Origin of the sequence: Pseudoalteromonas sp. Z9A6 (genome assembly GCF_011378805.1) — a bacterium.
In the GTDB taxonomy this organism is placed as follows: domain Bacteria; phylum Pseudomonadota; class Gammaproteobacteria; order Enterobacterales; family Alteromonadaceae; genus Pseudoalteromonas; species Pseudoalteromonas distincta.
The window spans coordinates 1-26,899 of the sequence record NZ_WTKZ01000003.1; the positions used below are offsets into that span (position 1 = coordinate 1).

Sequence of the window (26,899 nt, forward strand, 5' to 3'; positions counted from 1 at the left end):
TCGTTTGGATCGGTCAACCGGTCATTTTCTTAACTGATCGGCATTAAGCTAATTAGCTCCTTTTTTTATGTAACGACTTTTTATTAACTAATTATTAATCAGCTTCGTTTTCGTCTTGGTTGTGAATCTCTAAACTTGAAGACATCGCACTTTCGCGGGTGCTTTTTGCTGAATCGTTACGTAGCTCATCAATACGGTTTAAATAGTTTTGATCAATGTCGCCTGTAATATATTGCCCATCAAATACTGAGGTTTCGAACTTAGTAATTTCAGGATTTTCTTGGCTAACCGCAGCTATTAAATCTTTTAACGATTGAAAGATTAAACCGTCAGAACCAATACTTGCATTAATATCTTCAACTTCACGGCCGTGAGCAATAAGCTCAGCTGCTGAAGGCATATCAATACCGTACACATTAGGGAAGCGTATTTCAGGCGCTGCGGATGCAAAGTAAACATTTTTAGCACCAGACTCACGAGCCATTTCAACAATTTGTGCTGATGTTGTACCACGAACAATTGAGTCATCAACCAATAATACGTTTTTGCCTTTAAACTCGCGATCAATTGCATTTAGCTTTTGACGCACTGATTTTTTACGCATCTCTTGACCAGGCATAATAAATGTACGACCAATATAACGGTTTTTAACAAAACCTTGGCGATACGGTAAATCAAGCACACGTGCAATTTCCAGTGCTACATCGCATGAAGTTTCTGGGATTGGGATAACTACATCAATGTCTTTATCAGCCCATTCGCGTGCAATTTTTTCGCCTAGTTTTGTGCCCATGTTTACGCGTGTTGCATAAACAGACATACGGTCTATTGTTGAATCAGGTCGAGCAAAATAAACAAATTCAAAAATACACGGCGAGTAAGATGCTTTATCTGCACAACTAAGTGAATGAAATTCACCTTCTTCTGTAACATATATAGCTTCACCAGGGGCAACATCACGTACAAACTCAAAGCCGTCCGGTTTTAACGCAACGCTTTCAGAGGCGAACATGTACTCAGTCCCTTTTGCAGTCTCACGTTTACCAAATACAAGTGGACGGATACCATTCGGGTCGCGAAAAGCAACAATACCGTGACCAATAATCATAGCAATTGTTGCATAACCACCGCTTACTTTATTATTTACCTCGGTTACCGCAGTAAATATATCTTCAGGGTCTAAATGCAACTTATCAGATTTACTTAGTTCATGTGCCATGATGTTGAGTAAGATTTCTGAATCAGATGTTGTATTTACATGACGACGTGCTTCTGAGAATAACTGCTCTTTTAAAGCTTCTGCATTAGTAAGGTTACCATTATGGGCAAGCGCTATACCAAACGGTGAGTTAACATAAAAAGGCTGTGCTTCAGATGAGCTTGAAGACCCTGCTGTAGGATAGCGCACATGGCCAAGACCTATCGTACCTTGTAGTCGTTTCATATGACGAGTGTGAAAGGCATCTTTCACTAAGCCATTTGCTTTGCGTAAGCTGAACGTATTATTCTCAATGGTAATGATACCCGCGGCATCTTGACCACGGTGCTGCAAAACAGTTAAGCCATCATAAATCGCCTGATTGACAGGGGATGTTCCGACTATTCCAACGATACCACACATGTAATTTATCCTCGCCGATTAACGGTTTACTGAATTTAAAAAGCTCGAGTTGTTTTCTAGGTACGAAAAGAACCATTCAACAACAAAGCCAAATTCTGGAATCAAAATAGAATTGCCCCACCAGTGCGTATTGGGTGCACCAGTAAAAGCATCAAGAAAGAAGAGTAACGCGCTCACGACCAACACGCCTCGTAGAGCACCAAACACTATACCAAAGACACGGTCGGTACCCGATAAACCAGTACGATGTACAAGTTCACCTAAAATGTAGTTTAGTAAACCGCCTAACAGTAGCGTCGCAAAGAATAATATGGCTATGGCCGCCGCATTTCTTAAAAGGGGTTCAGAAATGGTTGTTAGGAAGGAAGCTAAATATTGGTAAAATAAGCTAGAGATGATAAAGGCGCCAGCCCATACCGCTAATGACATTGCTTCTTTTACAAAGCCGCGTATTAAACCGATGATGGTAGACAATACAATGATGCCAATAATGGCGTAATCAACCCAGATCATAAGAACCAATTAGTCGCTAATTTGGGGCGCATTCTATACCCAAACATCGTTAGTATGCAAGTTTAAACGGGAGATTACTGGGTTGTAGTTAATACAAAAAATTAACATTCTAGTCTAGGTATTGTGAGATAAAGATAATGATAAAAAAAATATAAATAAATAAATAAAGGCTTGTTATACAAGCCTTTATTTATTTTGTTACTTCGTACTGCGTAACTTTACCATTTAATTTAGTAAGCTCTTTGAGCTGGGGGAGCTGCTTTTGTAATTCACTTTTATCAAGCGAAGGACCAACAAATACTTTGGTTAATGCCCCATTTGGGGTTTTAATCGGTTTAGTAAACGTTTTAAACCCTTCAGCCTTTAATTTAGCCTGTAATGCTTTAACGTTTGCAACATGTGAAAAACTACCTAATTGAATAACATAGGCCATACTCGTTAGGTTTTCATCACTTTTACGTGGTGCAATTGGCTCTGGCTTAGCTTGAACAGGTGCTTTTGTAATTGGTGTAGCTTTGGGTTCTATAGTTGCTTCAACAACTTTATCTTCCACAGCGTAATCACTCTCATCCTTCGCGCTTTGCTGCTCAAAAGCTTCATCGTCAGCTTGAATGTCTTCAATTTCATCTTGCTTTAGTGGCTCAGCATTAGCCATATTTTCATCAATTGACTCTTGAAGATCGATTGTTTTGAACTCAGGGCGGTCTGGGATCGCTTTAAAGCCTTCTTTATAATGCACTTTTTCGCCATCGAGTATATTAGGGATAAACACAATTGCTGCAATCACCACTATACTTGTTCCGACTAAGCGATTAATAAAACTTGAGTTCACCGACATCCTCTCTATTTTTTAAAGTAATTAATAGCGCCAGCAACTGTAAAAAATGAACCAAATATAATCAACATAGTATCACTTTGTTGTTCTGGTAAAATTACATTCAGTGCCTGTCCCACACTGTCATAGCTATTAATAGTATTATGATGAGACAATTCCTGCAGTGCATTTTGTAAATTACTTGCAGTGTCGCCTCGCGGGCCACTTAAGCTCGCTAATGACCACTCATCGACCAAGTGACTTACTTCTTTAAGTACACCCGTTTTATCTTTATCAGCAAGCATAGCGGCTAATGCATGAATTTTAAAGCCTTTATCTTTATAGCTTGATAACTTATTGGCTAAATAACGCGCCGACTCAGGGTTGTGTGCTACATCGGTAAAGACTAAAGGCTCAATACTTAACTGTTGAAATCGCCCTTCGACAACTAAATTAGCTAAACAACTTCGTATAACTTGCTCACTTGGTAATAAGTTTAAAACACTGAGCGTGGTTAATGCGGTTGCTGCATTTTGACACGGTATTGCTGGCTTATCTATTTCAAGATTATGTTCTTTATATTGCCAATTAAAGCTCTCAGCATTTTCTTTAAAAATAAAGTCACTGCCCGACAACGTCATATTGGCATTAATTTCTTTGCCGTAATCAGTCATTGTGTGAGGAATATTTAAATCCCCTATAATAGCGGGCGTATTTTCACGAAAAATACCGGCTTTATCATAAGCCACTAACTCACGGGTATCACCTAAGTACTCTTTATGGTCTAAGTCTATAGTCGTGATCACGCTTGCAAAGGGAGTGACTATATTTGTGGCGTCAAAGCGCCCACCTAAACCAACCTCGAGTAATACATAATCGACGTTACAGCGTTTAAAAATTGCCAACGCACCCAAAGTACCATATTCAAAATAAGTCAGAGGAGTGTCTTTACGGCCTTGCTCAAGCTGGTGAAAAGCATCTATATGAAATTGGTCTGCCAATTCTTCCCCATTAACTCGTACACGCTCGTTATAACGAATTAAATGTGGAGATGCGTAAGTACCCACATTGAAACCTTGCGCTAGCAATAGCGACTCTAAGCAGCGTGCTGTGGTGCCCTTACCGTTTGTACCGGCAATAAGAATAATTTTACTTGGAGTGTTTAACAGGCCAATATTGTTAGCAACATTAGCAACTCGTTCTAAGCCCATAGCAATGTTAGCTGGGTGAACACTTTCTAAATAAAAAAGCCAATCATCAAGGCTTGATGATTGGCTAGGAGTTTTTTTTGTCATAGCGTGTAATCAGTAAAGCTGAAATTTACGCTACTCTATGCTCTTGTTCCGTAGAAGGCAAGTTCATAAATTTAGCTAAAATGCGTGCAAGGGTATCGCGCATTTCACGGCGGTCAATAATCATGTCAATTGCACCGTGTTCAAGCAAAAATTCACTACGCTGAAAGCCTTCAGGTAATGTTTCGCGAACAGTTTGCTCAATAACACGAGGACCCGCAAAACCAATTAATGCTTTAGGTTCCGCAACGTTAATATCGCCCAGCATAGCAAGTGATGCAGATACACCACCCATAGTTGGGTCAGTCATGACTGAAATAAACGGAAGACCTTTTTCAGTCATTTTTGCAAGTGCAGCACTTGTTTTAGCCATTTGCATAAGCGACATAAGCGCTTCTTGCATGCGTGCACCGCCTGATGCAGAAAAACAAATAAGCGGCATGTTATGCTCTAAACATTGATCAACAGCATCAACAAAGCGAGCGCCAACAACAGAAGCCATTGAACCACCCATAAACGAGAACTCAAATGCTACTGCTGCAACTGGAATACCTTTTAATCGGCCTTTCATAGCTACAAGTGCATCTTTTTCACCACTTGCTTTTTGGGCTGCACTGATACGATCAGAGTATTTTTTAGAATCTTTAAACTTAAGAATGTCTTTAGGCTCATGTTGTGTGCCAAGCTCTTGACGGTCACCTTCATCTAAAAAGTGCTCCAGGCGCTTACGGCCACTAACACGCATATGATGGTTACACTTAGGACATACGTTTAATGACTTTTCTAATTCAGCTTTATATAAAATTGAATCACACGATGTGCACTTAGCCCAAATACCTTCTGGGATTTCTTTACGACCTGATGATTTTGTCGTTTTAGGTAAGATTTTTTCTAGCCAACTCATTTGCAACTCTCTTAATGCTGTTCTGTGTCGCGAGCCTGCCAATAGCAATTAGCAGACAAATTTTTTCAATTAAAACATGAATTACACTAACGCGGTATAAAAAACTGGTCTTAGTAGTTAAAAGTGTTCATAAAAAGCACTAACGACAACCATAACTAAATTTCAGCGTCAGGTAAAAACAATGGACCTAAAGGCATTTTAGGAATATTAAACTCTTCAGGATAATCGACATCAACCAAGTATAAACCTGCAGCTTTAGCTGTAGCACTTGCTTTAGCACGCTCTTTACAATCAAGTAATTCTTTCAACCAAATAGGCTGTTGCTTATGTATGCCAATATCCATCAAGCTCCCCGTTATATTACGTACCATGTGATGTAAGAACGCATTCGCCTTAATATCAATAATAACGTAACACCCTTGGCGCTGTACCGATAAATGATGAATAGTACGAGTCGGTGTATTCGCTTGACAATGGATCGCTCGAAAAGATGTAAAATCGTGTGTCCCGATCAAATACTGACAGGCTTCCTGCATTTTAACTTCATCTAATGGGTGATGAAAATGCGTAACCCCTTCGCTTAACACTGCTCCTCGAAAAGGAGAGTTATAAATAATATAGCGGTATCGGCGAGCGGTTGCACTAAAACGAGCATGAAAATCGACAGCAACTGGTTGTGCAAAGCGAATAGCAATATCTTTAGGCAATAAGGTATTCATACCCATTGTAAATGCGACCATGTCACGCGAAGCTTCAGTTTCAAAATGTATTATTTGACCTGTACCGTGCACACCCGCATCAGTTCGCCCCGCACATACTACTTCAACTGGGTGATTACAAATACGCGACAATGCCTTTTCTACTTCTTGTTGTACGCTATTTACATGTGATTGACGTTGCCACCCACTATAGCGTACGCCGTTGTATTCAACTCCAAGTGCTACTCGCATAATTACTGCTTTACCTACTGTGCTAATGAACACGGCATTTTATGCTATCTCTCGACGCAATAAAAGGAGGTGTGCGGTAATACCCTTTTTATTAAAAACATGATCATTTTAATGAATCAAATAACTTAATAATTACGATGTAAATTATTCTTTTATAACAATTACATACTATAAAATTCGCTTCATTAATGCGTTGCTTTTCCTTGTTATAATTAAACTAACTTCCATAAAAAACCCTTAATTAGTATGACCAATTAAGGGTTTTTTAAAACAATTTGTTATTTTAGTTTCGCTTTTAAACTAAGTGCCTCTTCTTGAACTTCTTCAGGGCCTTTGTTGATGACATCCTCAATGACCTTGAGCGCAGAATCAAAATCATCAATTTCAATATAAGCACGCGCTAAATCTAGTTTAGCTGAATAGCCACCACTTTCAGCATCAACATCGGTTGGGTTATCACCAGCAAGTAATGCATCAAACTCACTCAAACCGACATCCATATTAACGTCGGTGTAAGGTTCGTGTTCAAGTTCAGCCTCTTCACTTTCTTCTAATAATGAATCTATATCTACAAATTCATCATTATCAAGTTGCTCAATATCACTACTTTCAACAAGTGGCTCTTTTGTAGTTAATGAGTCATCTTCCTCTAAGTCTTCTTTTAGCAAGCTGTCAAAGTCGACATCAAATTCACTGCTATCCTCAGCGCTTAATTCTTCAGGCTCCGCTAACTCACTAAGTAATGAATCAAAATCAGTTTGCGTCAAATTTGACATAAACTCTTCATCAAGTTCATCGTCAGAGCTAATATCAGTGCTACCTGCTTCATCTGAGTTTGTTAACTGTGCTTCGCGCTCTGCATTTGTTTGCTCTTGCTGATCGTCTGATAACTCATCAGTTAGCGCTTGCTCTAAAGTATCTTCGTCAAACTCAACATCTAAGTCAGAAAAATCGTCTTCAATTAAAATTTCATCATCAAAATCGTCTTCTAAACTATCTAAATCAGTATTTTCAGAAAGCGCAATTGATAAGTCCTGCTCAGCTTGGCTGGAAGCGACTCCCTGCGCCTCACCGTCTAAATCATCACCTTGTAATTCTTCGGGAGTAAATGGCAACTCACTTTCTAGTGTTTCTTGAACTTCATCAAGGTTAAGAGGTTTGGTATCCTCTTCTATACTAATTGGTTCAACAGAATCAATTCCGTCATTAATTTCTTGCAGTAAATCATCATCAAACGACTCGTCTTTAACCTTAGCTTCTGATTCAGAGAAGTCATTATCAATTAATAGTTCATCATCAAAATCATCTTCTAAGCTATCTAAGTTAGCATTTTCAGAAAGCGCATTTGCGAGATCTTTCTCTGTTTGACTAAGTGCTACTGCATTTTCTTCACTCGGTGCATTTTCTTTAGGTTCTTGCGGCTCAAACGAAGGTTCATTCTCCAATAATGAATGATCATCATCTAATTCAAGTTCAGGATATTCATCTAACTCTTCACTTGGCGTTATAAGATCGCTATCAAGCTGCTCTTCAATTTTTGTAAGATCTGAGTCATCGTCGCCCGCTAACGGATCGTCACCAAGATCTACTTCTATTGCTTCAAGATCGTCGTCAAGCTGATCTAAAGACCAATCTGGTGTTTCTATATAGTCATCATCCGTCGCTTGTTGTAGCTCATTTAAAAGCTCATCAACGCTCTTTAAAGTATCATCTGTATATTCTTCAAGCGCATCTTCAGGATCAAGAAGCGACTCTGATGTATCTGAAAAATCATCAACCGTTACATCTATAAGTTCAGATTCTTCTTTAAGCTCAGGTTCTTCTGCAAGTTCAGGCTCATCGTCAAGCTCAGGCTCATCGTCAAGCGCAGGCTCTTCTTCAAGCGCAGGCTCTTCTTCAAGCTCAGGCTCTTCTTTAAGCTCAGGTTCTTCTATAAGCTCAGGCTCATCGTCAAGCTCGGGCTCTTCTTCAAGCTCAGGCTCTTCTGCCAGTTCAGGCTCATCGTAAAGCGCAGGATCTCCTTCAAGCTCAGGCTCTTCTACAAGCTCAGGTTCTTCTACAAGCTCGGGTTCTGCTATAAACTCGGGCTCTTCTTCAAGCTCAGGCTCTTCTGCGAGTTCAGGCTCATCGTAAAGCGCAGGCTCTTTTACAAGCTCGGGTTCAGCTAAAAGCTCTGGTTCTTCTTCAAGCTCAGGCTCTTCTTCAAGTTCAGGCTCTTCTTCAAGCTCAGGCTCATCGTCAAGCTCGGGTTCTTCATTTAATGATGAAGCAAGCGACTCAATATCATCAACATTTAATTCTTCTTGAGCATCTGCTAAATCCTCAACTGAGTCTGCCAATGCATTATCAATTTCTGAATCTCTTACATCTGAATTTTTTACTTCATCATCAATTAGGTTATCTATATCGTCTAAATCAAAGCCATCACTTTGTTCAACTAATGAATCATTTGCAGCATCAACTGCTGCCTCATCAATTAGGTTATCAATGTCGTCTAAATCAAAGTCGTCACTTTCCTTAACTAATGAATCATTTGCAGTATCATCCGCTGCCTCATCAATTAAGCTATCTATGTCGTCTAAATCAAAGTCGTCACTTTCCTCAACTAAAGAGTCATTTGCAGTATCAACCGCAGTCTCATCAATTAAGCTATCTATATCGTCTAAATCAAAGTCGTCACTTTCCTCAACTAAAGAGTCATTCTCAGTATCAACTGCAGCCTCATCAATTAAACTATCTATATCGCCTAAATCAAAGTCGTCACTTTCCTCAACTAATGAATCATTTGCAGTATCAACTGCAGCCTCATCAATTAAGCTATCTATGTCGTCTAAATCAAAGTCGTCGCTTTCTTCTAGAAGTTCATCTTCGTCGAGTAACTCTGCATCAAGTGAGTCATCTACCACATCACTTTTTGGGTCATTCGCCTCATCAATTAAGCTATCTATATCGTCTAAATCAAAGTCGTCGCTTGTATCAAGTTCAGCTGAAGTGCTATTTGAGGTATCTAATTCTGTTGATGTTTGATCTAATAATTCATCTATATCAAAATTATCTTCATCTGCAAGCTCTTCACTTAAAGCCGCCATTTCATCATGAGATTCTAAGCTGTCATCTTCTAAAGCTTCGCTTGTTTGCGGTGCATCAAACTCAGGTAGACTATCGTCTTCATCAAACAAGCTATCTAAATCGTCATTAGTTAGGATTTCATCATTGTTAATTGAGTCATCAGATAAGTCTAAATCTATATCTTCAGCGTTTTCATCTGAAGGTTGATCAAACCCTTGCTGCATAAAAATATCGAGCTCATCATCGTCATCGGTATTTTCATCATCAAAAACAATGTCATCGCTTAGTAAGCTTTCGAGCTCATCCTGATCAAGTAAATTTTCGTCGCCAGAAAAATCATCTAAGCCGTCGTCTAAATCATCATTAGGCAACATATCACTTTCGAGACTATCATCTAATTGAACACTCAAGTCATCTAAAGGGTCAGGTACAATTGGATCGTCATTTAAGCTTGGGCCTAAATCATCATCGCCAGTATAAGTTGGGGTTTGTGGTAAAAAGTCATCATCGTTTTGCGGCTCTTCTTGATTGCTTGCTCGTTTGCGTAAAAACATAACGATTGCAAAAATAATCAGTAACCCAGGAATAAACATTAACATGCCCAGTACTATGGGGTTTGAAAATAATGAGCCAAAATAAAATGACTCTTTTGGTATTACTTCTTGTTTTTTTTGTTGGGCAATAATCTCGTTTTGTTTAACGATGAGTTCTTTTAACTGATTTTGAATTTCGCTGTCTTGTCCTAGTTGCAAACGTAAGTTTTCGAGCTCTTTTGATATTCCTGATAACTGTTTTTTAAGATTATTATTTTCAACTAAAATCTCTTCTACATTACTAACTGAGCTTTTAAACTGTTGTTGTAACTCAACTAGCTTAGTACCTTGCTCTGTTTTTATTTCATTTAATTCTTTCTGTATCTCTTTTTTAGCATCGTCTACATCAATTTTACGCGCTTGAGTTACTTTTGTTTGCGCTGAGTTAATTTCGCTTTGTGTAAGCGTGCCATTTTTTTTCTTTTCCCATAATGCATCATCTTGCTCAGAGCGTTGCTTTGCGAGCTGCGTATTTACAGCTTTTATTTCGGCTAAGGTAGGGATTTTTAAATAGGCACCATTTTGAATGTGGTTAAGATTTTGTTCTAAAAATGAATCGGGATTTTTGTTATACAAAGCCTGCATAACTTGATAAATACTGACAGAATTGTCTGGGCGCACTTTAGCTGCTATACGCCAAAGCGTATCAGTTGGTTTAATTGGCCCAATTGATCGCCCTTGCGCACCATAGTCAACGCCTTTAGGCCCCTTTAATTGGGTACTGTCCTGAGAGTAAACTGGCGTTACTATCAATGCAGACGCTAATATAATAAGTGTAGCTAAACCGCGCATGCTGATCCTTTAATATTTAAATATTAATAAAACACCTAAAACTTAAGTGCATAAATATTGTTTATTATTGCTATTATCAGCCAAATGACTGACTCGCATTTATTATTACAATCTATTTTTATTGCAAGCTCTATTCCAATTACAAACTATAAACCAGTTAGAGCGTAATATCCATCGCAACACCTTGAAAATAAATGCCTTAAAACATCTTTATAAATATTAATTTATTGAGTGTTATCAATCAGTTTTTGTATTTTTAAAATTAAACGGCAAAAATTTGACAAGCCATATAAACAAAAAGCGGCAAACAACTACTGTTTACCGCTTCAAAGGCATGTTTAGCGCAATTAACTATTACATGTAATTGGCAATGAGCTCTTCTGCAATTTGAATGCTATTAGTTGCAGCACCTTTACGAGTGTTGTCACTTACAACCCACATGTTTAATCCATGAGGATGAGAAATATCAGCACGTAATCGACCTATATACACAGTATCGTTACCACTAGCGTCAGACACTGCTGTTGGGTAGTCACCTTCATCATCAATTAGCTCGACACCAGGCGCGTCTTTTAAAAGTTGTTTAACGTGTTCAAAGTCATAAGGCATGCGCGTTTCAATATTAATTGATTCTGAGTGCCCAAAAAATACGGGAACACGTACACACGTTGGGTTCACTGCAATAGTGGTATCACCCAAAATTTTATGAGTTTCGTTTACCATTTTCATTTCTTCGCGCGTATAGCCATTATCTTCAAAGCTATCAATTTGAGGAATAACGTTAAATGCAATTTGCTTTGGAAATACTTTATTATCCATAGGGCGTGCATTCATCAAATTAGCTGTTTGCTTTGCAAGTTCATCAACCGCGTCTTTACCTGCACCCGATACAGCTTGGTAAGTAGATACATTAATACGGTCTATTCCGTAAGCATCATAAATTGGTTTAAGTGCTAACATCATCTGAATAGTTGAACAGTTAGGGTTAGCAATAATATTACGATTTCTAAAATCAGCTAGGCTTGAAGCATTAACTTCTGGCACCACGAGTGGTATTTCAAAATCATTTCTAAAGTGCGATGTATTATCGATTACAATACAGCCGGCTTCAGCAGCAATAGGAGCATATTTTTCAGATACACTGCTACCAGCAGAAAACAAACCTATATGCGCTTGGCTAAAGTCAAAGCCTTCAACGTCAAGTACTTCAATGGTCTCACCACGAAACTTTATATCTTCACCTGCGCTGCGGCTGCTAGCAAGTAAAAAAAGCTGATCAACAGGAAACTTACGATCTGCTAGCGTTTCAATGATTTGACGGCCTACTAAACCAGTAGCGCCAAGTACGGCAACGTTATATTTTTGCGACATATTTCTTCCTCTATAAACGACATTAAAACAACATCGTTAGTTAAATAATTATTCAGCTATGCTAAAGCCAAGCTGGCTAAGTGCTGCTAGTTGTGGGCTATCACCTTGTAGAAATAAAGTGCTAAATTCTCGCCTTATAGGATAGTTTTTACGTAAACTATCAAAGCCGTCGCTCTCTAGACGACGAAGTAATATTCCGTCATCGCGGCGAACGTCATAAATTAAATGCACTAAACGGGCAATATCTTGCTCATTAAGGCTTTGCGTAACAGTTGCATTTGTAATGGCTGGTGTTGGTAAAAAATCATCCAACGATTTAATCGCCTCAACACCTTTGAGCTGACACAGTTTTTGATACAACATTTGTGTACCACGAGCTTTCCCCTCAAGTGTATGCCCTGCAATGTGCACACTAGCGTAACGAACATGCTCTAGTAATTCAGTTAAAATATTGGGTTCTTTCTCCCATACATCAAGTACTAAATCTAAATCAGCCCCAGCTTCCATTACCTCAAGTAATGCTTGGTTATCAATTACATCGCCACGGCTTGCATTAATTAGCGTGGTTCCTGGCTTAAGTGCCTTTAAACGCTCTTTACCCATCATGTGCAGTGTTTTATGCTCGCCACTTTTAACAAGGGGAACGTGAAAAGTAACAACATCTGACTGCGCTAATAACTCATCAAGCGCTACATGCTCTTGTAATAAGCCTTGTTCGTGCTTAATCGGATCGCACAGCAGTACAACTACGTTTAATGCTTTTAATTTTTGCGCCAAACATGTACCAATGTTGCCCATCCCTACAATACCAATTGTTTGACCACACAATGGACGCGCATTTTCTTGGCTTAATGCAAATAAGCTACTAATTACATATTCAGCTACAGCAACCGCATTACAACCAGGTGCACTTGTAAAAGCAATATTTCTATCATGCAGTAATTGCGTATCAATATGGTCAATGCCGATTGTGGCAGTACCTACAAAGCTCAACTTGTCAGCTTGTACCAAAAGTTCATGATTAACATTTGTCACCGAACGAGTAAGAAGAACATCTACATCTATTAATTGTTCAGGCGTTAATTTACGACCATCAAAACGCTCAACCTCACCAAAGTCTGCAAAGTACTGCTCAACTAAAGGCATATTTTGATCGGCAAGAATTTTCATTACAGAGTCCGTTTGGCAATTAAGAGGCGCCATTGTAGCGAACAACCTAGCCTTTACACAAACTAAAAAGGCGCATTTTAGTTAATACAAACACTCAAAAATGGGGATGTGGATTGTTTTAAATCAGCAATTAAAATTAGGAATTTAAACGATGCAAATAATAACCTTACTATTGAATACACAAAGGCCGAATCACAGCATGATTCGGCCTTTATTATGCAAAATAAACTTCAATTACATTTACTTGATTTTAGTTTATAGCTCAAAATCTTTTTTGAATTTCAAACCAAATTCACTTCGATCATTACTGCGCATTACGCCAACAAAACCTGATTGTTGTAGACGACCAACATCGTAAACTTCGTTTAGAACGTTTTCACCATACAGTGTAACTTCCATATCGCCATATGGATTAGTGTAGGAAATATTAAAACCAACTAGTTCACGAGAGTCAATAGTCTCACTTTGGTTATAAACTGATTGCCCTTGCATTTCGCTTCGGTACGAATAATTAGCATTAAACGCAAGTGTTGCGCCGCTCTCTAAATCCATAAAGTAAGAAGGTGCAACCATGACAGTCCAGCGTGGTGTAAGTGCTGGTGAATCGCCTTTACCTATACCTTGTACACCCTCAGCCACTTCTGTTATTTCAGAATCTAAATAACCAACTGCACTGCGAATAGTAAAATCATCAGTAATAGCGACGGTTGTTTCAAGCTCAATACCTTGTGCTTTAGACTGACCCGCATTTTCTACAATTGTTACGAAACCGCCACCTGCTGTTGGGTCTGAAAACGGTAATGCTAAATCAGTGTAATCAGTCACAAATACCGCAAGCATCATAGATACATTTTCGTGTACTTGGCCTTTTTGAATTTGGCCATACACATTCATATTATTACTAAGCTGATAAGATGCATTTACATCCCAGGTAACTGCATCAAAATCTGCACTTACATACTTACGAGTAGGAAATGATGGGAATATAGCATTTGCATCTTTTTCATCTTTTGAATAACGAAGACCACCACCAACGGTTAAATCGTCAGTTAAATCATAGCTTTTAAAGTAGGCTGCGTAAGAATTAGTTTCTTGGTTAATTTCAAAATCGCCGTAACCACCAAATGATTCTGTTACTCCGTCATTCAATAAGCCATTGGGTGTATTAAATGGGCTGAATACAAATGGGCCTGAACGTGTAAAGCCATCTTCATTAAAAAAGTAAAGGCCTGACACAAAGTCCATATTATCAAATGTTGCATTTAGTTGAATTTCAAACGAGTACTGATCAGCTCCGCCCTCTTCTGGAAACTCAGATAAGTTTAAAGGTGATGCATCGTCATCTAGGCCACCTTCATACTCAGATGTACGGTAGCTTGAGATAAACTTAGTTGTGGCATCTAATAGTTTATCTGAAAGGTAATGAAGGTTTTTAGCTACATCCCTCACAGCCGTTAGCGAGTCCATTGTATCTTCAAATGATACGTGCATATTTGTCACGTTTTCTACAACCATAGCAGCAACTGATGTTTGCTCTTCTGTGGCAGCAGCAATTTGTGAGTTCATCCCATTTATTTCTAGCATTTGCTCTGCAATTTTCTCTATAGAAATGCCCGTTTTTTCTGCTGCAGTTGCATTATCTGTAGCCATATCTCTTGCAGTCGTCATTGCAGTAACTGATTCGTTAGCCGCTTCAGTTAAAGTAGTCAACAGCTCTCTAATCTCATTTGTAGAGTGAGCAGTTCGCGATGCAAGCTCTCTAACTTCATCAGCAACAACAGCAAAGCCTCGGCCATGCTCACCAGCACGGGCAGCCTCAATGGCAGCATTAAGTGCAAGTAAATTTGTTTGCTCCGCTATTGATGTAATAACATTTAATATTTGCGACACATTTTTTGTATCGTCTGCTAATTTATTTATAGTTGTAGCAGCGTGATTAATCTCATCACTTAACGTACGAGAAGCGGTTACTGATGTTTGTACTTGAGTTCTACTTTGCTCAACTTCTTTCTCAGCCGTTTGCGCTGCATGAGAAGCACTTGCAGCTGATTGAGAGATATCTCCTACACTCTGTTTCATCTCTTCCATTGATTGCTTTACAATCTCAGCATCAGTGGTTTATTTAGTCGTTGCACGCTCCGCTTGTTCCATCCCCTGCACTAAGCGAGTAGAGTTTTCCATTAACGGTTCGCAAACCGCGATAATTTCTAACACCGTTTTTTTCAATATGCCAATAAAAGAGTTGAAGTTTATAGATACTTGACCTATTTCATCTTCAGAGTTAACTGTCAATTTAGTGCTTAGCGAGCCTTTACCGCTTGCTAATAAGCTTAAATTATTTGCCGCATCACTTGCCGAAGAAGCAATTCGCTTAGCTATCCAAATAGCCATAAAGAGCAATAAAATAAGCGATACAATAGAAACAACTAACATTAACGTAAGGGCGTAATCAGAGCGGTCCTTTGTGCTTGCAACAAGTTCAAAAAAACGATCGTCAGCTTTGACTTGTGCTGCCTTAAACTTTTCTAGGACATCGTTATAAAGCGCTGTTTTCCTCTGTGCTTGTTGTTGAATTTTACTAAAATCTGCTGTTCCATTTACCATGCCATTTGCGATAGTCGCTGATATTTTTTCGTAATTTGCGAGCTGCTCTTTAGTGTCACTGTGAATGTAAGAGGCATTTATTTTTTCTATCGCAATAATATTCAATTCAAGTTGCTTGTATGTGTCAGATGCTTTCTCGACTAAATCTTGCTCACCAAATGTTACGGCTTGGGTGTAAAGTTCGTCCAGCTTCTCTAAAATACCAACATTAGCTGATGTTAACTTAACAACTTTGTAGGATGATTTTTCCATTTCATCAAGTGCAATTCTATTATCATTCATAGCAAAATAGTTGATCAGAACAATCACTAAAAATGCAACGACAGCAATACTCGTAATCGCATGTATTTTTTTACTTATGCTGAGATTTTGAAAAGAGAAGCCTGAAGCCATTGTGAATAGCTTATTTTATTGTCTAAATCTATTATCGGCTTATTACTCATAAGTGTTAACTAAATTTGTAATATTTCTAGTTTTTTTTACAAATAATTCAAAATTCTACATAACTAATTGCCCTTTAAAAAAGAAAGTACAAATAACATTCAATTTAAATTGCAGGCACAAAAAAACCAGTAACATTTCTGTTACTGGTTTCTAAATTTGGTGCGGATGGGGGGACTTGAACCCCCACGCCCGAAAGCACCACCCCCTCAAGGTGGCGTGTCTACCAATTCCACCACATCCGCATTTTTAAGCTCTCGCTTATTTGTTAAACATATGATTTATTTGAGGAGTATAAATCGTTTAACGATAACATTACGCTAAATTAGTTCGGTACGTCAGAGCTTTGCTCTTTAGTAGATGTTACCGGAACATCTTCTTCAACAGGAACTACAGTTTCCACTGCAGGAGCTGCTTCTAGGTTTTCCCACTCGTCAGTCTTTTTAATTTGACCTGCAGTTAGGTTACCTAGCACAATGCTTAAAACAAAAAATACTGTTGCTAAGCTTGTGGTTGTTTTTGTCATAAAGTTACCAGCACCTGACGAACCAAAAACCGTGCCTGATGCACCAGCACCAAATGAAGAACCCATATCTGCACCTTTACCTTGTTGAATTAAAACCATTCCAACTAGAGCTAAAGCCACAACTAAATAAACTACTAATAAAATTTCGTACATCTTATACAGTCCCTTTTGCACTGTTACAGATTGCAGAAAAAGATTCTGCTTTTAGACTTGCGCCGCCAATTAAGCCGCCATCTATATCTGTTTGTGCAAATAATAATTCGCTATTTTTTTCATTAACGCTACCACCATATAAGATGGAAAGCCCTTGTGCTAAAGTGCTGTCAAGTGCAGCAATTTTATCACGGATAAATTTATGAACAGTTTGTGCCTGCTCTGGCGATGCAGTCTTACCTGTGCCTATGGCCCAAACGGGCTCGTATGCTATCACAGAATCTTTCAGTGCTGCTACACCTAATTTTTCAATTACTGCATCAATTTGTGCAGCAACTACTTGTTCGGTTTGACCGTTTTCTTGCTCACTTTCACTTTCGCCAACACATAAAATTGGTGTTAACCCAACTTCTTGTGCTCTAGCAAACTTTTCAGCGACAGTTTCATTACTTTCGTTATAAATACTGCGGCGTTCAGAGTGACCAACGAGTACGTAAGTTGCACCTAAATCTTTTAGAAGCTGTCCGTCTACTTCACCGGTAAACGCACCAGGTGTATTTTCAGAAACAGTTTGAGCGCCTGTAGAAACACCACTAGCTATCATCGCTGGTACAAGTGGGAATGGAGGAAATAAAACAATGTCCATCTCTTGTGATTTTACATCGTTAATAGCATCAGACATTTGTTTAACTAGCTCTAACGAACCATTCATTTTCCAGTTGCCTGCGACCATCGCCTTGCGTATTGCCATTTTCCACTCCACATTAGAAAGCGGGCGAGATATTAACTTTTCTCGCCCAAAGTTACAAGAGGTTATTGTTATTAATCAGTCTGTTTGCTCATAGATTCTACAACAGCTGCAATTTTTTGAGCGCTGTCTATTACAATTTTTTCTTGCTCGGCTTCAACCATAACACGAACCACAGGTTCAGTACCTGATTTGCGCAGTAAAACTCGGCCTTTGTCGCCTAAAGCAAGCTCAACTTCTGCTACAGCTGAAAGTACCTCTGGCGCTTTTGTCGGATCTGTTCCAGCGGTATAGCGCACGTTAATCATTTTCATTGGATATTTAGTAAAACCAGCACCCAAATCTTGTAGTGTACGGTTTTGTGCAACCATAGCTGCAAGTACTTGCAAACTTGATATAATGCCATCACCCGTGCTAATTAAATCTAAATTTAATACATGGCCTGAGCTTTCACCGCCAATTTTCCAGCCTTTTTGCTGTAGTAATTCCATTACATAGCGGTCACCCACTTTACTGCGAGCAAACTCGATACCTTTCGCTTTTAAAGCATTTTCAAGACCCATGTTAGACATTACAGTGCCAACTACACCTCCACCCAATATATCATCTTCGGCAGCTTGGCAAGCAATAATATAAACTAAATCGTCACCATCAAATACACGACCATTATGATCAACCATCATTACACGATCGCCATCCCCATCGTATGCAATACCTACGTCAGCTTTAAATTCAAGCACTTTGCGTTTAAGGGTATCTACATGAGTAGCGCCACATTCATGATTTATATTAACGCCATTAGGCTCGCATGCATGTGTTATAACTTCAGCGCCAAGTTCGCGCATGACAGAAGGAGCTATATGGTATGTAGCGCCATTTGCGCAATCGACAACAATTTTAAGCCCTTCTAAAGATAACCCTTGGGGGAACTGGCTCTTACAAAACTCTATATAACGGCCGTCTGCACTAACTAAACGCGAAGCTTTGCCTAATTTATCTGAAGCAACACATGTCATTTGCTCATCAAGCATCGCTTCAATTTGAAGCTCTACTGCATCATCAAGCTTTAAGCCTTGACCATTGAAAAACTTAATACCGTTATCGTAATACGGATTATGTGAGGCACTAATTACAATACCTGCCTCAGCACGAAATGTTTGCGCTAAATACGCAACTGCAGGTGTCGGCATTGGACCCAGTAATACAACATCAATACCAGCGGCAATTAAACCAGCCTCAAGTGCGGTTTCAAGCATATAGCCCGAAATACGCGTATCTTTACCTATAATGACTTTTTTAGTACCACTTTGAGATAATACGCGCCCTGCAGCCCAACCCAACTTCATTGCAAACTCAGGGTTAATAGGTGGCGTTCCTACTAGACCACGTACGCCATCAGTACCAAAATATTTTCTTTCTTTCATTATGCAATTCCTTTCTCGCAGGCTTGATATACACCAAGTACGTCTGCGGTTTCTTTAACGTCATGTACACGAATAATTCTTGCGCCATTTTGCGCCGCGATTAACGCACCCGCTAAGCTGCCCGCTAATCGCTCATTTGTTTCTCTATTTAATAGATTACCTATCATCGACTTACGAGATAATCCGGCCAATAATGGCAAACCTAATTTATTAAAATCATCAAACTTAGCCAATATTTGATAGTTATGGCTAAGTGTTTTTCCAAATCCAAAACCAGGGTCTAGAATAAGTCGCTCAAACTTAATCCCTGCTGTTTCACATGCTTTAATACGTTCACTAAAAAACATATTTATATCTGCAAACAGATTGTCGTAATGAGGTGCGCACTGCATGCTGCGGGGTTGCCCTTGCATATGCATTAAACAAATTGCTACATCTTCATACTGCGCAACCGTTTCTAAGGCGTTTATTTCTTGTAGAGCTCTTACATCATTGACTATATCTGCCCCAGCGAGTATTGCTTGCTCCATAACTTGCGCTTTACTAGTATCAATTGAAATAACGCAATCACTGTACTCACGTATCGCTTTAATAGCAGGAATTACTCGGGCAAGTTCATCTTTTAAACTCACATCTGGCGCGCCGGGGCGGGTAGATTCTCCCCCTATATCTAAAATTTGCGCACCGTCATCTAATAATTGCATTGCGCGCTTTAGCGCTATTTTAGGGTCTAAAAACTGCCCGCCGTCAGAAAATGAGTCTGGCGTTACATTCAATATTCCCATAATAACAGGCTTTTCAATATTGAGCGTACGTCCTCTGGGAAGCTTTAATATATTAGTCATTGCCAACCTTTATTCTTTTTCTAAATAGCTGATACAAAAAAGCCCCGAAATTCGGGGCTTTCATTACTATTTTAACGATTATTCAGCTTTATCATCAAGGTTTGTTTCATCTTTTTTCGATGAATCATCCGCTTTTTGACTTTCATCAAGCACTGGCTCTTGCTCTTTTACCGGCTTAGCTTCATGGCGGTCATGAGCATCGCGCGGCTCACGCACTGGTTGGCGTGCCATTAAATCATCAATTTGCTTAGCATCAATAGTTTCGTATTTCATTAATGCATCTTTCATTGAGTGAAGAATATCAATGTTTTCTTTTAATATTTCTTCTGCTCTTTGATAGTTACGATCTGAAAATAAACGTACTTCTGCATCAATTATTTTAGCTGTATCGTCTGACATGCTAGATGAACGGCTACCACCGCCACCCATATACATTTCGTTCTGATCTTCAGCGTAAAGTAACGGACCTAGTTTTTCACTTAAACCCCAATGCGTAACCATTTTACGCGCTATATCTGTAGCTCGTTCAATGTCATTACTTGCACCCGTTGTTACTTTATCTGCACCGTAAATAAGCGCTTCAGCAATACGGCCACCATAAAGGCTAGAAATCATTGATTCTAAAAGCTCTTTTGAATGGCTAACACGATCTTGTTCTGGTAAGTACATTGTTACACCCAGCGCACGGCCACGTGGAATAATAGATACTTTATAAACTGGATCATGCTCTGGCACCATACGACCAACAATTGCATGGCCTGCTTCGTGGTACGCAGTCATTGCTTTTTCTTGCTCGCTCATCACCATGGTCTTGCGCTCTGCGCCCATCATGATCTTGTCTTTAGCAGCGTCAAATTCAGCCATACTTACAACACGTTTATTACCACGTGCAGCATAAAGCGCAGCTTCGTTTACTAAGTTTGCTAAATCAGCACCTGAGAAACCAGGAGTACCACGTGCTATAAGAGCCGCTTCTACGTTATCGCCTAATGGCACTTTACGCATGTGTACTTTAAGTATTTGCTCACGACCACGAATATCAGGTAAACCTACTTCAACTTGACGGTCAAAACGACCTGGACGAAGTAATGCAGGGTCTAATACATCTGGTCGGTTAGTTGCTGCAATAACGATTATACCTTCGTTACCACCAAAGCCATCCATCTCTACTAGCATTTGGTTAAGTGTTTGCTCACGCTCGTCGTTACCGCCGCCCATACCAGCACCACGTTTACGACCAACAGCATCAATCTCATCTATAAAGATAATACAAGGCGCCGCTTTTTTAGCTTGTTCAAACATATCACGTACACGTGATGCACCAACACCCACAAACATTTCAACAAAATCTGAACCCGAAATTGTAAAAAACGGTACTTTTGCTTCACCAGCAACTGCCTTTGCAAGTAGCGTTTTACCAGTACCTGGAGGACCAACCATAAGTACGCCTTTTGGAATACTACCGCCAAGCTTTTGAAATTTTGATGGGTCACGTAAAAAGTCGACCAATTCAGTAACGTCTTCTTTCGCTTCATCACAACCTGCCACATCGGCAAACGTTGTTTTAATTTGGTCTTCGCTCATTAACCGAGCTTTACTCTTACCAAATGACATAGCGCCTTTACCGCCGCCGCCTTGCATTTGACGCATGAAGAATATCCACACACCTATAAGGAGTATCATTGGGAACCAAGAAATAAATATACTTGCTAAAAATGATTGTTCTTCAGGTTGTACACCCTTCACATTTACATCATTTTTAAGTAAGTCATTAATTAAATCTTCATCGTACATTGGCATCGTTGTTTGAAAACGCTCACCACTGCTCTTAGTACCAGTAATATTACCTGTACCACGGTCAATAATAACTTCTTGTAAAGAGCCACTACGGACATCTTTAACAAATTGAGTGTAACTAGTTTGACGATCAACTTGCTCGCCGCCATTAAAGCTCTGAAAGACTGACATCAGCACAACTGCAATCACCAGCCATAGTATTAAATTTTTCGCCATATCGCTCAAGGGGTTAACCTCTTGTATCCAATTAATTTAAGTTCAACTAAACGCCAAGCAACTGTACTACAGTTTGTATCCAGTCGCTACTATATATACTTCCCGAGAACGGGCACGTGAGGCATCAGGTTTGCGTATTTTCACTGCTTTGAAACTATTACGTACATCTTGCAAGTATTGATCAAAGCCTTCGCCTTGGAAAACTTTAACAATAAATGCGCCATTTTTCTTTAGTACTTGGCTACACATATCTAGCGCAAGTTCTACCAAATACATGCTACCTGCTTGATCTACTGAGTTATTGCCACTCATATTTGGTGCCATGTCAGAGAGTACCACATCAACATTTTTACCATCAATACGTTTTAACAACGCATTTAGTACAGCCTCCTCACGAAAGTCACCTTGTAAGAAGTCAACGCCCGCAAGTGAATCCATTGGTAATATATCACACGCAATTACTTGACCTTTGTCGCCTACTTTTTCAGCCAAGTATTGAGACCAACTTCCTGGCGCTGCCCCTAAATCAACAACGGTCATGCCAGGGCGAAGTATCTTATCTCTATTTTGTACTTCATCTAATTTAAAAACCGCTCGGGAACGCCAGCCTTTTTTTTGCGCTTCTTGAACATATTTATCATCAAAATGTTCTTTCAGCCATCGCTGTGAACTGGCTGACTGTTTTTTATTTGTCATAAATTAACACGCAACTAATTAGTAATATTCTTTAGATGGCGTTAGAATACCCTTAATTCAAGCCATATTCAGCAAAATTTGTATAAACATGACATTATCAAACAAACAAAAGCAATTTTTAAAAGGTCAGGCACATAGCCTTAAGCCTGTAGTTTTACTAGGTTCTAACGGTTTAACCGAAGGCGTAGTAGTCGAAATTCAAAGTGCATTAGAAATTCACGAATTAATCAAAGTTAAAGTTCCAACTGATGATCGTGAAACAAAAGCACTTATTTTTGAAGCAATCGTACGTGAAACTGGTGCGACTAAGCTACAAACGATAGGTCACACTATTGTGCTTTATCGTCAAAGTGTTGAGAAAAAAATACATTTACCACGTAACTAATTAATCCTATTTAAAGGATTTAGTACGTTTAAATTAAAAAACCAGCTTAATGCTGGTTTTTTGTTATATAACACTTTTTAATTTAAAAGCTCATTGTATGGTGCGTTACATCATAATCAGTGCCATTACTTCTGGGCTTATTATGCAATATAAAATACTGAGTAAATTGTGTCTCACTCATAGCTGGCACTTTTTCATTGGAGAGTAGTTCAGCCAGTTGCGGCGTCGTATTACTGTGCCCAATAACAACAACTACACCCTTTAGTTTGAGTAACTCATTTTTTAAATCACCTAGCTCACCTGCGTTATACACATTTAATTTGGTATTAAAATGTGCCTGCAAAGGTGCGGCTGTCTGCAACGTGCGTTTATAGTTGCTGCTAAAAAGATGTATATTTTGATGTTCTTTAAACAAAGTAACTAAATTATTTGCACGTGCCTTCCCCTCTTCTGAGAGCGCTGGGTTTTTCCCCGTTAACTTTTCGCTATGACGAAACAAATATACCTCGTCAGGTGCGGCAAATGCCAAACTACAATTAAATGACAAGGCTAAAAAAGTGATTGCTAATATTATTTTATTCATATTTTTTTACCTCGTTTGTATTCTAATAGCCTGTCGATAAATTCAGTTGTTAATTCATTAATTACGCCGGTTTCAGCATTAACGATTAAACTAAAACCAACATTTAAGTGGGGAAACACAACCACATCGCTTCTATATCCTTGCACCCAGCCACTATGATAGTAAAGCGTTTCATCAGCATAATTATAAACCCGCCAACCTAGTCCGTAATAAGCCTCATTAAGGTGTTTTTTCCACACCCTGCGATGCATTTCTTTTTTTGTATGTGTATAAGGACGCGTTTGCTTTGCTAGAGTATCCAATGACAAAACATCTGGGTATTGCCCTAGCTGGGCTTTTAACCAAATAGCCATGTCATTTGCGCTTGCGTTTACACCCGCTGCAGGTCCCACTTTATAATAATTTTTTTTAAGCTTAGCGCTATACCAACGTTTTGTACCGCGCACGTGTGGTAATGCGTAATTTTCATCCTGAACCATAGATTCAAAACCTAAGCTGGCATCACTCATTTTTAAAGGCGCAAAAATAGTTTCCCGTAACCATTGCGCGTAACTTTTACCACTGCTTTGTAATATCACATTACCTATAAGGCTAAACATAACATTTTGATAACCGTAACATTCGCCTGGTTTGCAAATAGGTTTAACACTAAGTAATTTTTCAACAATACTGGAGTAATCCATACGAGATTCAATTAAATTATCGTATGCATTAGGAACTAACCCGCTTGAATGACTTAAAAGATGAAACACCTTTAAATCATTTTCATATACAGTTCCTTTAAAATCAGGTATGTAATCACTAACAGGCTTATCTAACTCCAGTAGGCCGTTAGCAGCCAATTTAGCTGATAACGAGCCTGCAAATGTCTTAGAAACAGACGCAAGTCTAAAGCGGGTATGCTTATTAACTTTTTGTCCATTTCGTGTTTTAGTTACGCCCATAGTGTGGATGTAGTCTGAGTTGTTTATACTTACAATCGAAAGCGCTGCACCAGGTATACCTTTACTTTTTAATTTTTTTTGTGCGTAACGGCCGTATTTTTTTACAAATGCATCCCAATCAGGATCCGCTTTTGCCGCAAAACCCACAGAGCTAAACAACAAACACAAAGCAGGTAGGCTATACAATAAAGAGTTGAGATACTTCATTTTTATAAATTTTATCTTTTTAACCACATCTGCGCAGATAATATCATGAAGTTTTGTTTGGACTAACGTACAATACGACGATTATTTGGTTTTTAGCGGGTGTTTAGTACTTATGCGTTTTTTAGTTGTGTCACTTTTTATATTATTATCAACTGGTTGTGCTATTACAAAGCAGCCAGCCGAGCCATTGGCTATGCCGTTAAAGCCAACATTAAAAAGTCAGACCTATCAGCTTGAGTACACTACAGAGCACTCATCTCCAAAAGTTAAATCGGTTCAACTTCCTGCACATAAAGTAGTTAGAAACCAGACAGTAAAAATCATTACCGATAAAGCGAGCGTGACCGATAAACTTCTATCGCAAATTAGCCAAGCACTGAATGATAAACAACTAAAAGTGACAACTAAAAATAACAGCGACTATACACTGACAATTCAGCAACTCGATTTAACTTTTACAGACGATACCAAGTACGCAATAAAGCAACCAGAGAATCCTTTTACTTTATATTCAAATGTTGCACAACAATATCCAACCCATCAGTGCGCAGCTATGTTCGCACAAGTTAGTATGCGTCTTACGCACAAGTCATCGGGTGATGTTGTTTGGTTTGCTAAATCATCTATCGACAGTGCTAGTTTTCATCGCGAGCCGCTAATTTACAATTTTACCGAAGAGCAAAAAATAACTAATGAGCTTGAGGTTGTCGCTTTTGTTCATCAACAAAACACTGATGAAGCTCGCATTGAAAGACTTGGGAAAGACATTCAAATCCCTCAGTACAAAACGTTGTCAAAACTATCTAGTCTTACCAAACTTAGCGGTCCATGTAACAGAACAGAAGTAAGTGCATTAACACCTATGATGCAGTTTTACTTGAGCAGTATATTAATCGATAAAATTAAAGTTCAGTAAATTTATACTTACTACATTTTTTTACAGATTAAAGGGACGAATTAACAATATACTACGCTTAATAACAAATAATAATTAGGCCCTTAGGGATGAGAAACACTTTGCTTAACCATACTTTAGTGAGCATAACATTGCTTTTTTGCTTTATTTTTAGCACCACAAGTATGGCAAGTAACCGCTATTATGCCGATAACACGTTAGAGCCAACCCAAGGCTTTGCGTGGGATTGGAGTGCTGGTGCGGGCTTTTATATTGAAGATTCCTACCTAATCGGTATCGAATCTTACGATAAAGGCGTTGAGCTTGATTTAAGTCTTGCTGTTTCTTACGATAAATTTTATCTTGATTTTGATCACAATCAACTCAGCGGTGGTCTTGTAATTGGTTACAGTCTTATAGATAAATTTGATTGGGGCTTAGATATACTTGGCACAAATACTCAAGCCGGGTTTGACGAAAAAGGCCTCGGGTTTTATAACCACGGTGTTATAAAAGAGCTTCAAGGTATTAAGAAACGTAATTACGATTTTGATGTTGGTCTTAGGCTCACCCGCCGATTTGAAAACTCACAATTCTCCTTTGAATACCTTCATGACGTATCTGGTGCTCATAATGGCTGGGTTATAAATAGCTTTTTTAGCCACATTTTGCCATGGCGAAACTGGGAGTTTAGATCTGGTGTTGGTTTAAGCGCCTACTCTGCCGATTTTACCAATTATTACTTTGGCATTGATAACGATGAAGCCACCAGCCTTCGCCCGATTTATAGCAGCAATGCCAGTACGAGTATTATCTTTGAGTTCCATGCTGAATATCCAATAAGCCAAGATTGGGTGTTTTTATCCGGTTGGCTCACTACATGGTTTTCAAAAGAAATTGACGACAGCCCCATTATTTCCCAAGGATATCAGCATAAAGCCAAGGTAGGCCTACGTTATGTATTTTAGATGGATTTGGGTATTACTGATCTTTCCCAGTACCTTTACTGTTAAAGCGCAGGAGCCCCCTGAAGCACTCATAGCACTACCCGACACTTGTGTTGCACTGCGCGAAGGGCGTAATTGCTATGCCGATGTCACACTTACGTGGGAGCAACCTATCATTGGTAATTACTGCCTACGCGATGCAACTTCAAAGTACATTATGCAATGTTGGCTAAAGCAACAAAGTGGTACTTTTAATTATGCTTTTGACTCACAGCAAAGTATTTCATTTGAACTATTTGATAGCAATACATCCAAAGTCATCAGTACAGCAGAAGTAAAACTACAATGGGTTTATCAAAACAGACAAAAAAAACGCCGCTGGCGACTATTTTAATACCA

At 39.0% G+C, this 26,899-nt stretch carries 23 protein-coding genes and 1 tRNA gene; 4 read left to right on the forward strand and 20 right to left on the reverse strand.

Features of this window, described 5'->3' with window-relative positions:
* Positions 1 to 94: 94 nt before the first annotated feature.
* The 18 genes from purF to rlmE form a co-directional block, all read right to left on the reverse strand.
* Entirely contained in the window at positions 95 to 1,621 is a 1,527-nt protein-coding gene (gene purF / locus GQR53_RS01530) for an amidophosphoribosyltransferase (protein WP_024596369.1), read from the reverse strand.
* Between the two features lie 18 nt (positions 1,622 to 1,639).
* The gene (locus GQR53_RS01535; protein WP_002958356.1) at positions 1,640 to 2,134 is read right to left on the reverse strand and encodes a CvpA family protein; all 495 of its coding nucleotides are present in this window, start codon (positions 2,132 to 2,134) and stop codon (positions 1,640 to 1,642) included.
* A gap of 190 nt (positions 2,135 to 2,324) precedes the next feature.
* Complete coding sequence (locus tag GQR53_RS01540; protein ID WP_165742690.1) at positions 2,325 to 2,966, reverse strand: SPOR domain-containing protein; 642 nt, start codon at positions 2,964 to 2,966, stop codon at positions 2,325 to 2,327.
* 11 nt (positions 2,967 to 2,977) lie between these two features.
* Positions 2,978 to 4,243 carry a bifunctional tetrahydrofolate synthase/dihydrofolate synthase gene (gene folC, locus GQR53_RS01545; RefSeq protein WP_165742691.1) on the reverse strand — a complete coding sequence of 422 codons (1,266 nt, stop codon included), beginning with the start codon at positions 4,241 to 4,243 and terminating at the stop codon, positions 2,978 to 2,980.
* 25 nt (positions 4,244 to 4,268) lie between these two features.
* Positions 4,269 to 5,144 carry an acetyl-CoA carboxylase, carboxyltransferase subunit beta gene (gene accD / locus GQR53_RS01550; protein WP_024606166.1) on the reverse strand — a complete coding sequence of 292 codons (876 nt, stop codon included), beginning with the start codon at positions 5,142 to 5,144 and terminating at the stop codon, positions 4,269 to 4,271.
* Between the two features lie 155 nt (positions 5,145 to 5,299).
* Positions 5,300 to 6,094 (reverse strand): tRNA pseudouridine(38-40) synthase TruA, encoded by a 795-nt coding sequence (truA, locus tag GQR53_RS01555; RefSeq protein WP_002958360.1) that lies wholly within the window; start codon positions 6,092 to 6,094, stop codon positions 5,300 to 5,302.
* A 278-nt stretch (positions 6,095 to 6,372) separates the two neighbouring features.
* Positions 6,373 to 10,548 carry a FimV/HubP family polar landmark protein gene (locus GQR53_RS01560; RefSeq protein ID WP_165742692.1) on the reverse strand — a complete coding sequence of 1,392 codons (4,176 nt, stop codon included), beginning with the start codon at positions 10,546 to 10,548 and terminating at the stop codon, positions 6,373 to 6,375.
* A gap of 354 nt (positions 10,549 to 10,902) precedes the next feature.
* Entirely contained in the window at positions 10,903 to 11,919 is a 1,017-nt protein-coding gene (locus GQR53_RS01565) for an aspartate-semialdehyde dehydrogenase (protein ID WP_165742693.1), read from the reverse strand.
* Positions 11,920 to 11,967: 48 nt separating this feature from the next.
* Entirely contained in the window at positions 11,968 to 13,089 is a 1,122-nt protein-coding gene (locus GQR53_RS01570; RefSeq protein WP_024606169.1) for a 4-phosphoerythronate dehydrogenase, read from the reverse strand.
* A 255-nt stretch (positions 13,090 to 13,344) separates the two neighbouring features.
* Complete coding sequence (locus GQR53_RS20720) at positions 13,345 to 15,177, reverse strand: TonB-dependent receptor (RefSeq protein ID WP_346774381.1); 1,833 nt, start codon at positions 15,175 to 15,177, stop codon at positions 13,345 to 13,347.
* Positions 15,178 to 15,207: 30 nt separating this feature from the next.
* Entirely contained in the window at positions 15,208 to 15,975 is a 768-nt protein-coding gene (locus GQR53_RS20725; protein WP_165742689.1) for a hypothetical protein, read from the reverse strand.
* A 319-nt stretch (positions 15,976 to 16,294) separates the two neighbouring features.
* Positions 16,295 to 16,379: transfer RNA gene (locus tag GQR53_RS01585), tRNA-Leu, on the reverse strand.
* A gap of 80 nt (positions 16,380 to 16,459) precedes the next feature.
* Positions 16,460 to 16,813 (reverse strand): preprotein translocase subunit SecG, encoded by a 354-nt coding sequence (gene secG / locus GQR53_RS01590; RefSeq protein WP_002962769.1) that lies wholly within the window; start codon positions 16,811 to 16,813, stop codon positions 16,460 to 16,462.
* A 1-nt stretch (position 16,814) separates the two neighbouring features.
* Entirely contained in the window at positions 16,815 to 17,564 is a 750-nt protein-coding gene (gene tpiA / locus GQR53_RS01595) for a triose-phosphate isomerase (protein ID WP_002962767.1), read from the reverse strand.
* A 71-nt stretch (positions 17,565 to 17,635) separates the two neighbouring features.
* A complete protein-coding gene (gene glmM / locus GQR53_RS01600) occupies positions 17,636 to 18,985 on the reverse strand; it encodes a phosphoglucosamine mutase (RefSeq protein ID WP_165742694.1) in 1,350 nt (449 codons plus the stop codon).
* The gene (gene folP, locus GQR53_RS01605; RefSeq protein ID WP_165742695.1) at positions 18,985 to 19,830 is read right to left on the reverse strand and encodes a dihydropteroate synthase; all 846 of its coding nucleotides are present in this window, start codon (positions 19,828 to 19,830) and stop codon (positions 18,985 to 18,987) included. The genes glmM and folP overlap by 1 nt, the downstream gene beginning before the upstream one ends.
* Before the next feature lie 78 nt (positions 19,831 to 19,908).
* On the reverse strand, positions 19,909 to 21,843 hold the full coding sequence (gene ftsH / locus GQR53_RS01610; RefSeq protein WP_165742696.1) for an ATP-dependent zinc metalloprotease FtsH: 1,935 nt from the start codon (positions 21,841 to 21,843) through the stop codon (positions 19,909 to 19,911).
* A 66-nt stretch (positions 21,844 to 21,909) separates the two neighbouring features.
* Positions 21,910 to 22,539, reverse strand: a complete 630-nt coding sequence (gene rlmE, locus GQR53_RS01615) for a 23S rRNA (uridine(2552)-2'-O)-methyltransferase RlmE (RefSeq protein ID WP_007586629.1) — start codon at positions 22,537 to 22,539, stop codon at positions 21,910 to 21,912.
* An 88-nt stretch (positions 22,540 to 22,627) separates the two neighbouring features.
* On the opposite strand from rlmE, the gene yhbY reads away from it, so the two are divergent.
* Positions 22,628 to 22,924 carry a ribosome assembly RNA-binding protein YhbY gene (gene yhbY / locus GQR53_RS01620; RefSeq protein WP_002963153.1) on the forward strand — a complete coding sequence of 99 codons (297 nt, stop codon included), beginning with the start codon at positions 22,628 to 22,630 and terminating at the stop codon, positions 22,922 to 22,924.
* An 82-nt stretch (positions 22,925 to 23,006) separates the two neighbouring features.
* Here the strand turns inward: yhbY and GQR53_RS01625 are convergent, their stop codons facing one another.
* Entirely contained in the window at positions 23,007 to 23,507 is a 501-nt protein-coding gene (locus tag GQR53_RS01625) for a histidine phosphatase family protein (RefSeq protein ID WP_002963152.1), read from the reverse strand.
* Complete coding sequence (locus GQR53_RS01630) at positions 23,504 to 24,658, reverse strand: serine hydrolase domain-containing protein (protein ID WP_165742697.1); 1,155 nt, start codon at positions 24,656 to 24,658, stop codon at positions 23,504 to 23,506. Before GQR53_RS01630 ends, GQR53_RS01625 begins: the two co-directional genes overlap by 4 nt.
* A 112-nt stretch (positions 24,659 to 24,770) precedes the next feature.
* Here GQR53_RS01630 and GQR53_RS01635 point away from each other — a divergent pair, with 112 nt between their 5' ends.
* The 3 genes from GQR53_RS01635 (at position 24,771) to GQR53_RS01645 (ending at position 26,894) form a co-directional block, all read left to right on the forward strand.
* Positions 24,771 to 25,574, forward strand: a complete 804-nt coding sequence (locus tag GQR53_RS01635; protein WP_165742698.1) for a hypothetical protein — start codon at positions 24,771 to 24,773, stop codon at positions 25,572 to 25,574.
* A 164-nt stretch (positions 25,575 to 25,738) separates the two neighbouring features.
* Positions 25,739 to 26,521, forward strand: coding sequence for a MipA/OmpV family protein (locus tag GQR53_RS01640; RefSeq protein ID WP_231619887.1), 783 nt, complete (start codon positions 25,739 to 25,741; stop codon positions 26,519 to 26,521).
* Complete coding sequence (locus GQR53_RS01645) at positions 26,511 to 26,894, forward strand: DUF3019 domain-containing protein (RefSeq protein WP_149591801.1); 384 nt, start codon at positions 26,511 to 26,513, stop codon at positions 26,892 to 26,894. Before GQR53_RS01640 ends, GQR53_RS01645 begins: the two co-directional genes overlap by 11 nt.
* Positions 26,895 to 26,899: the final 5 nt, after the last annotated feature.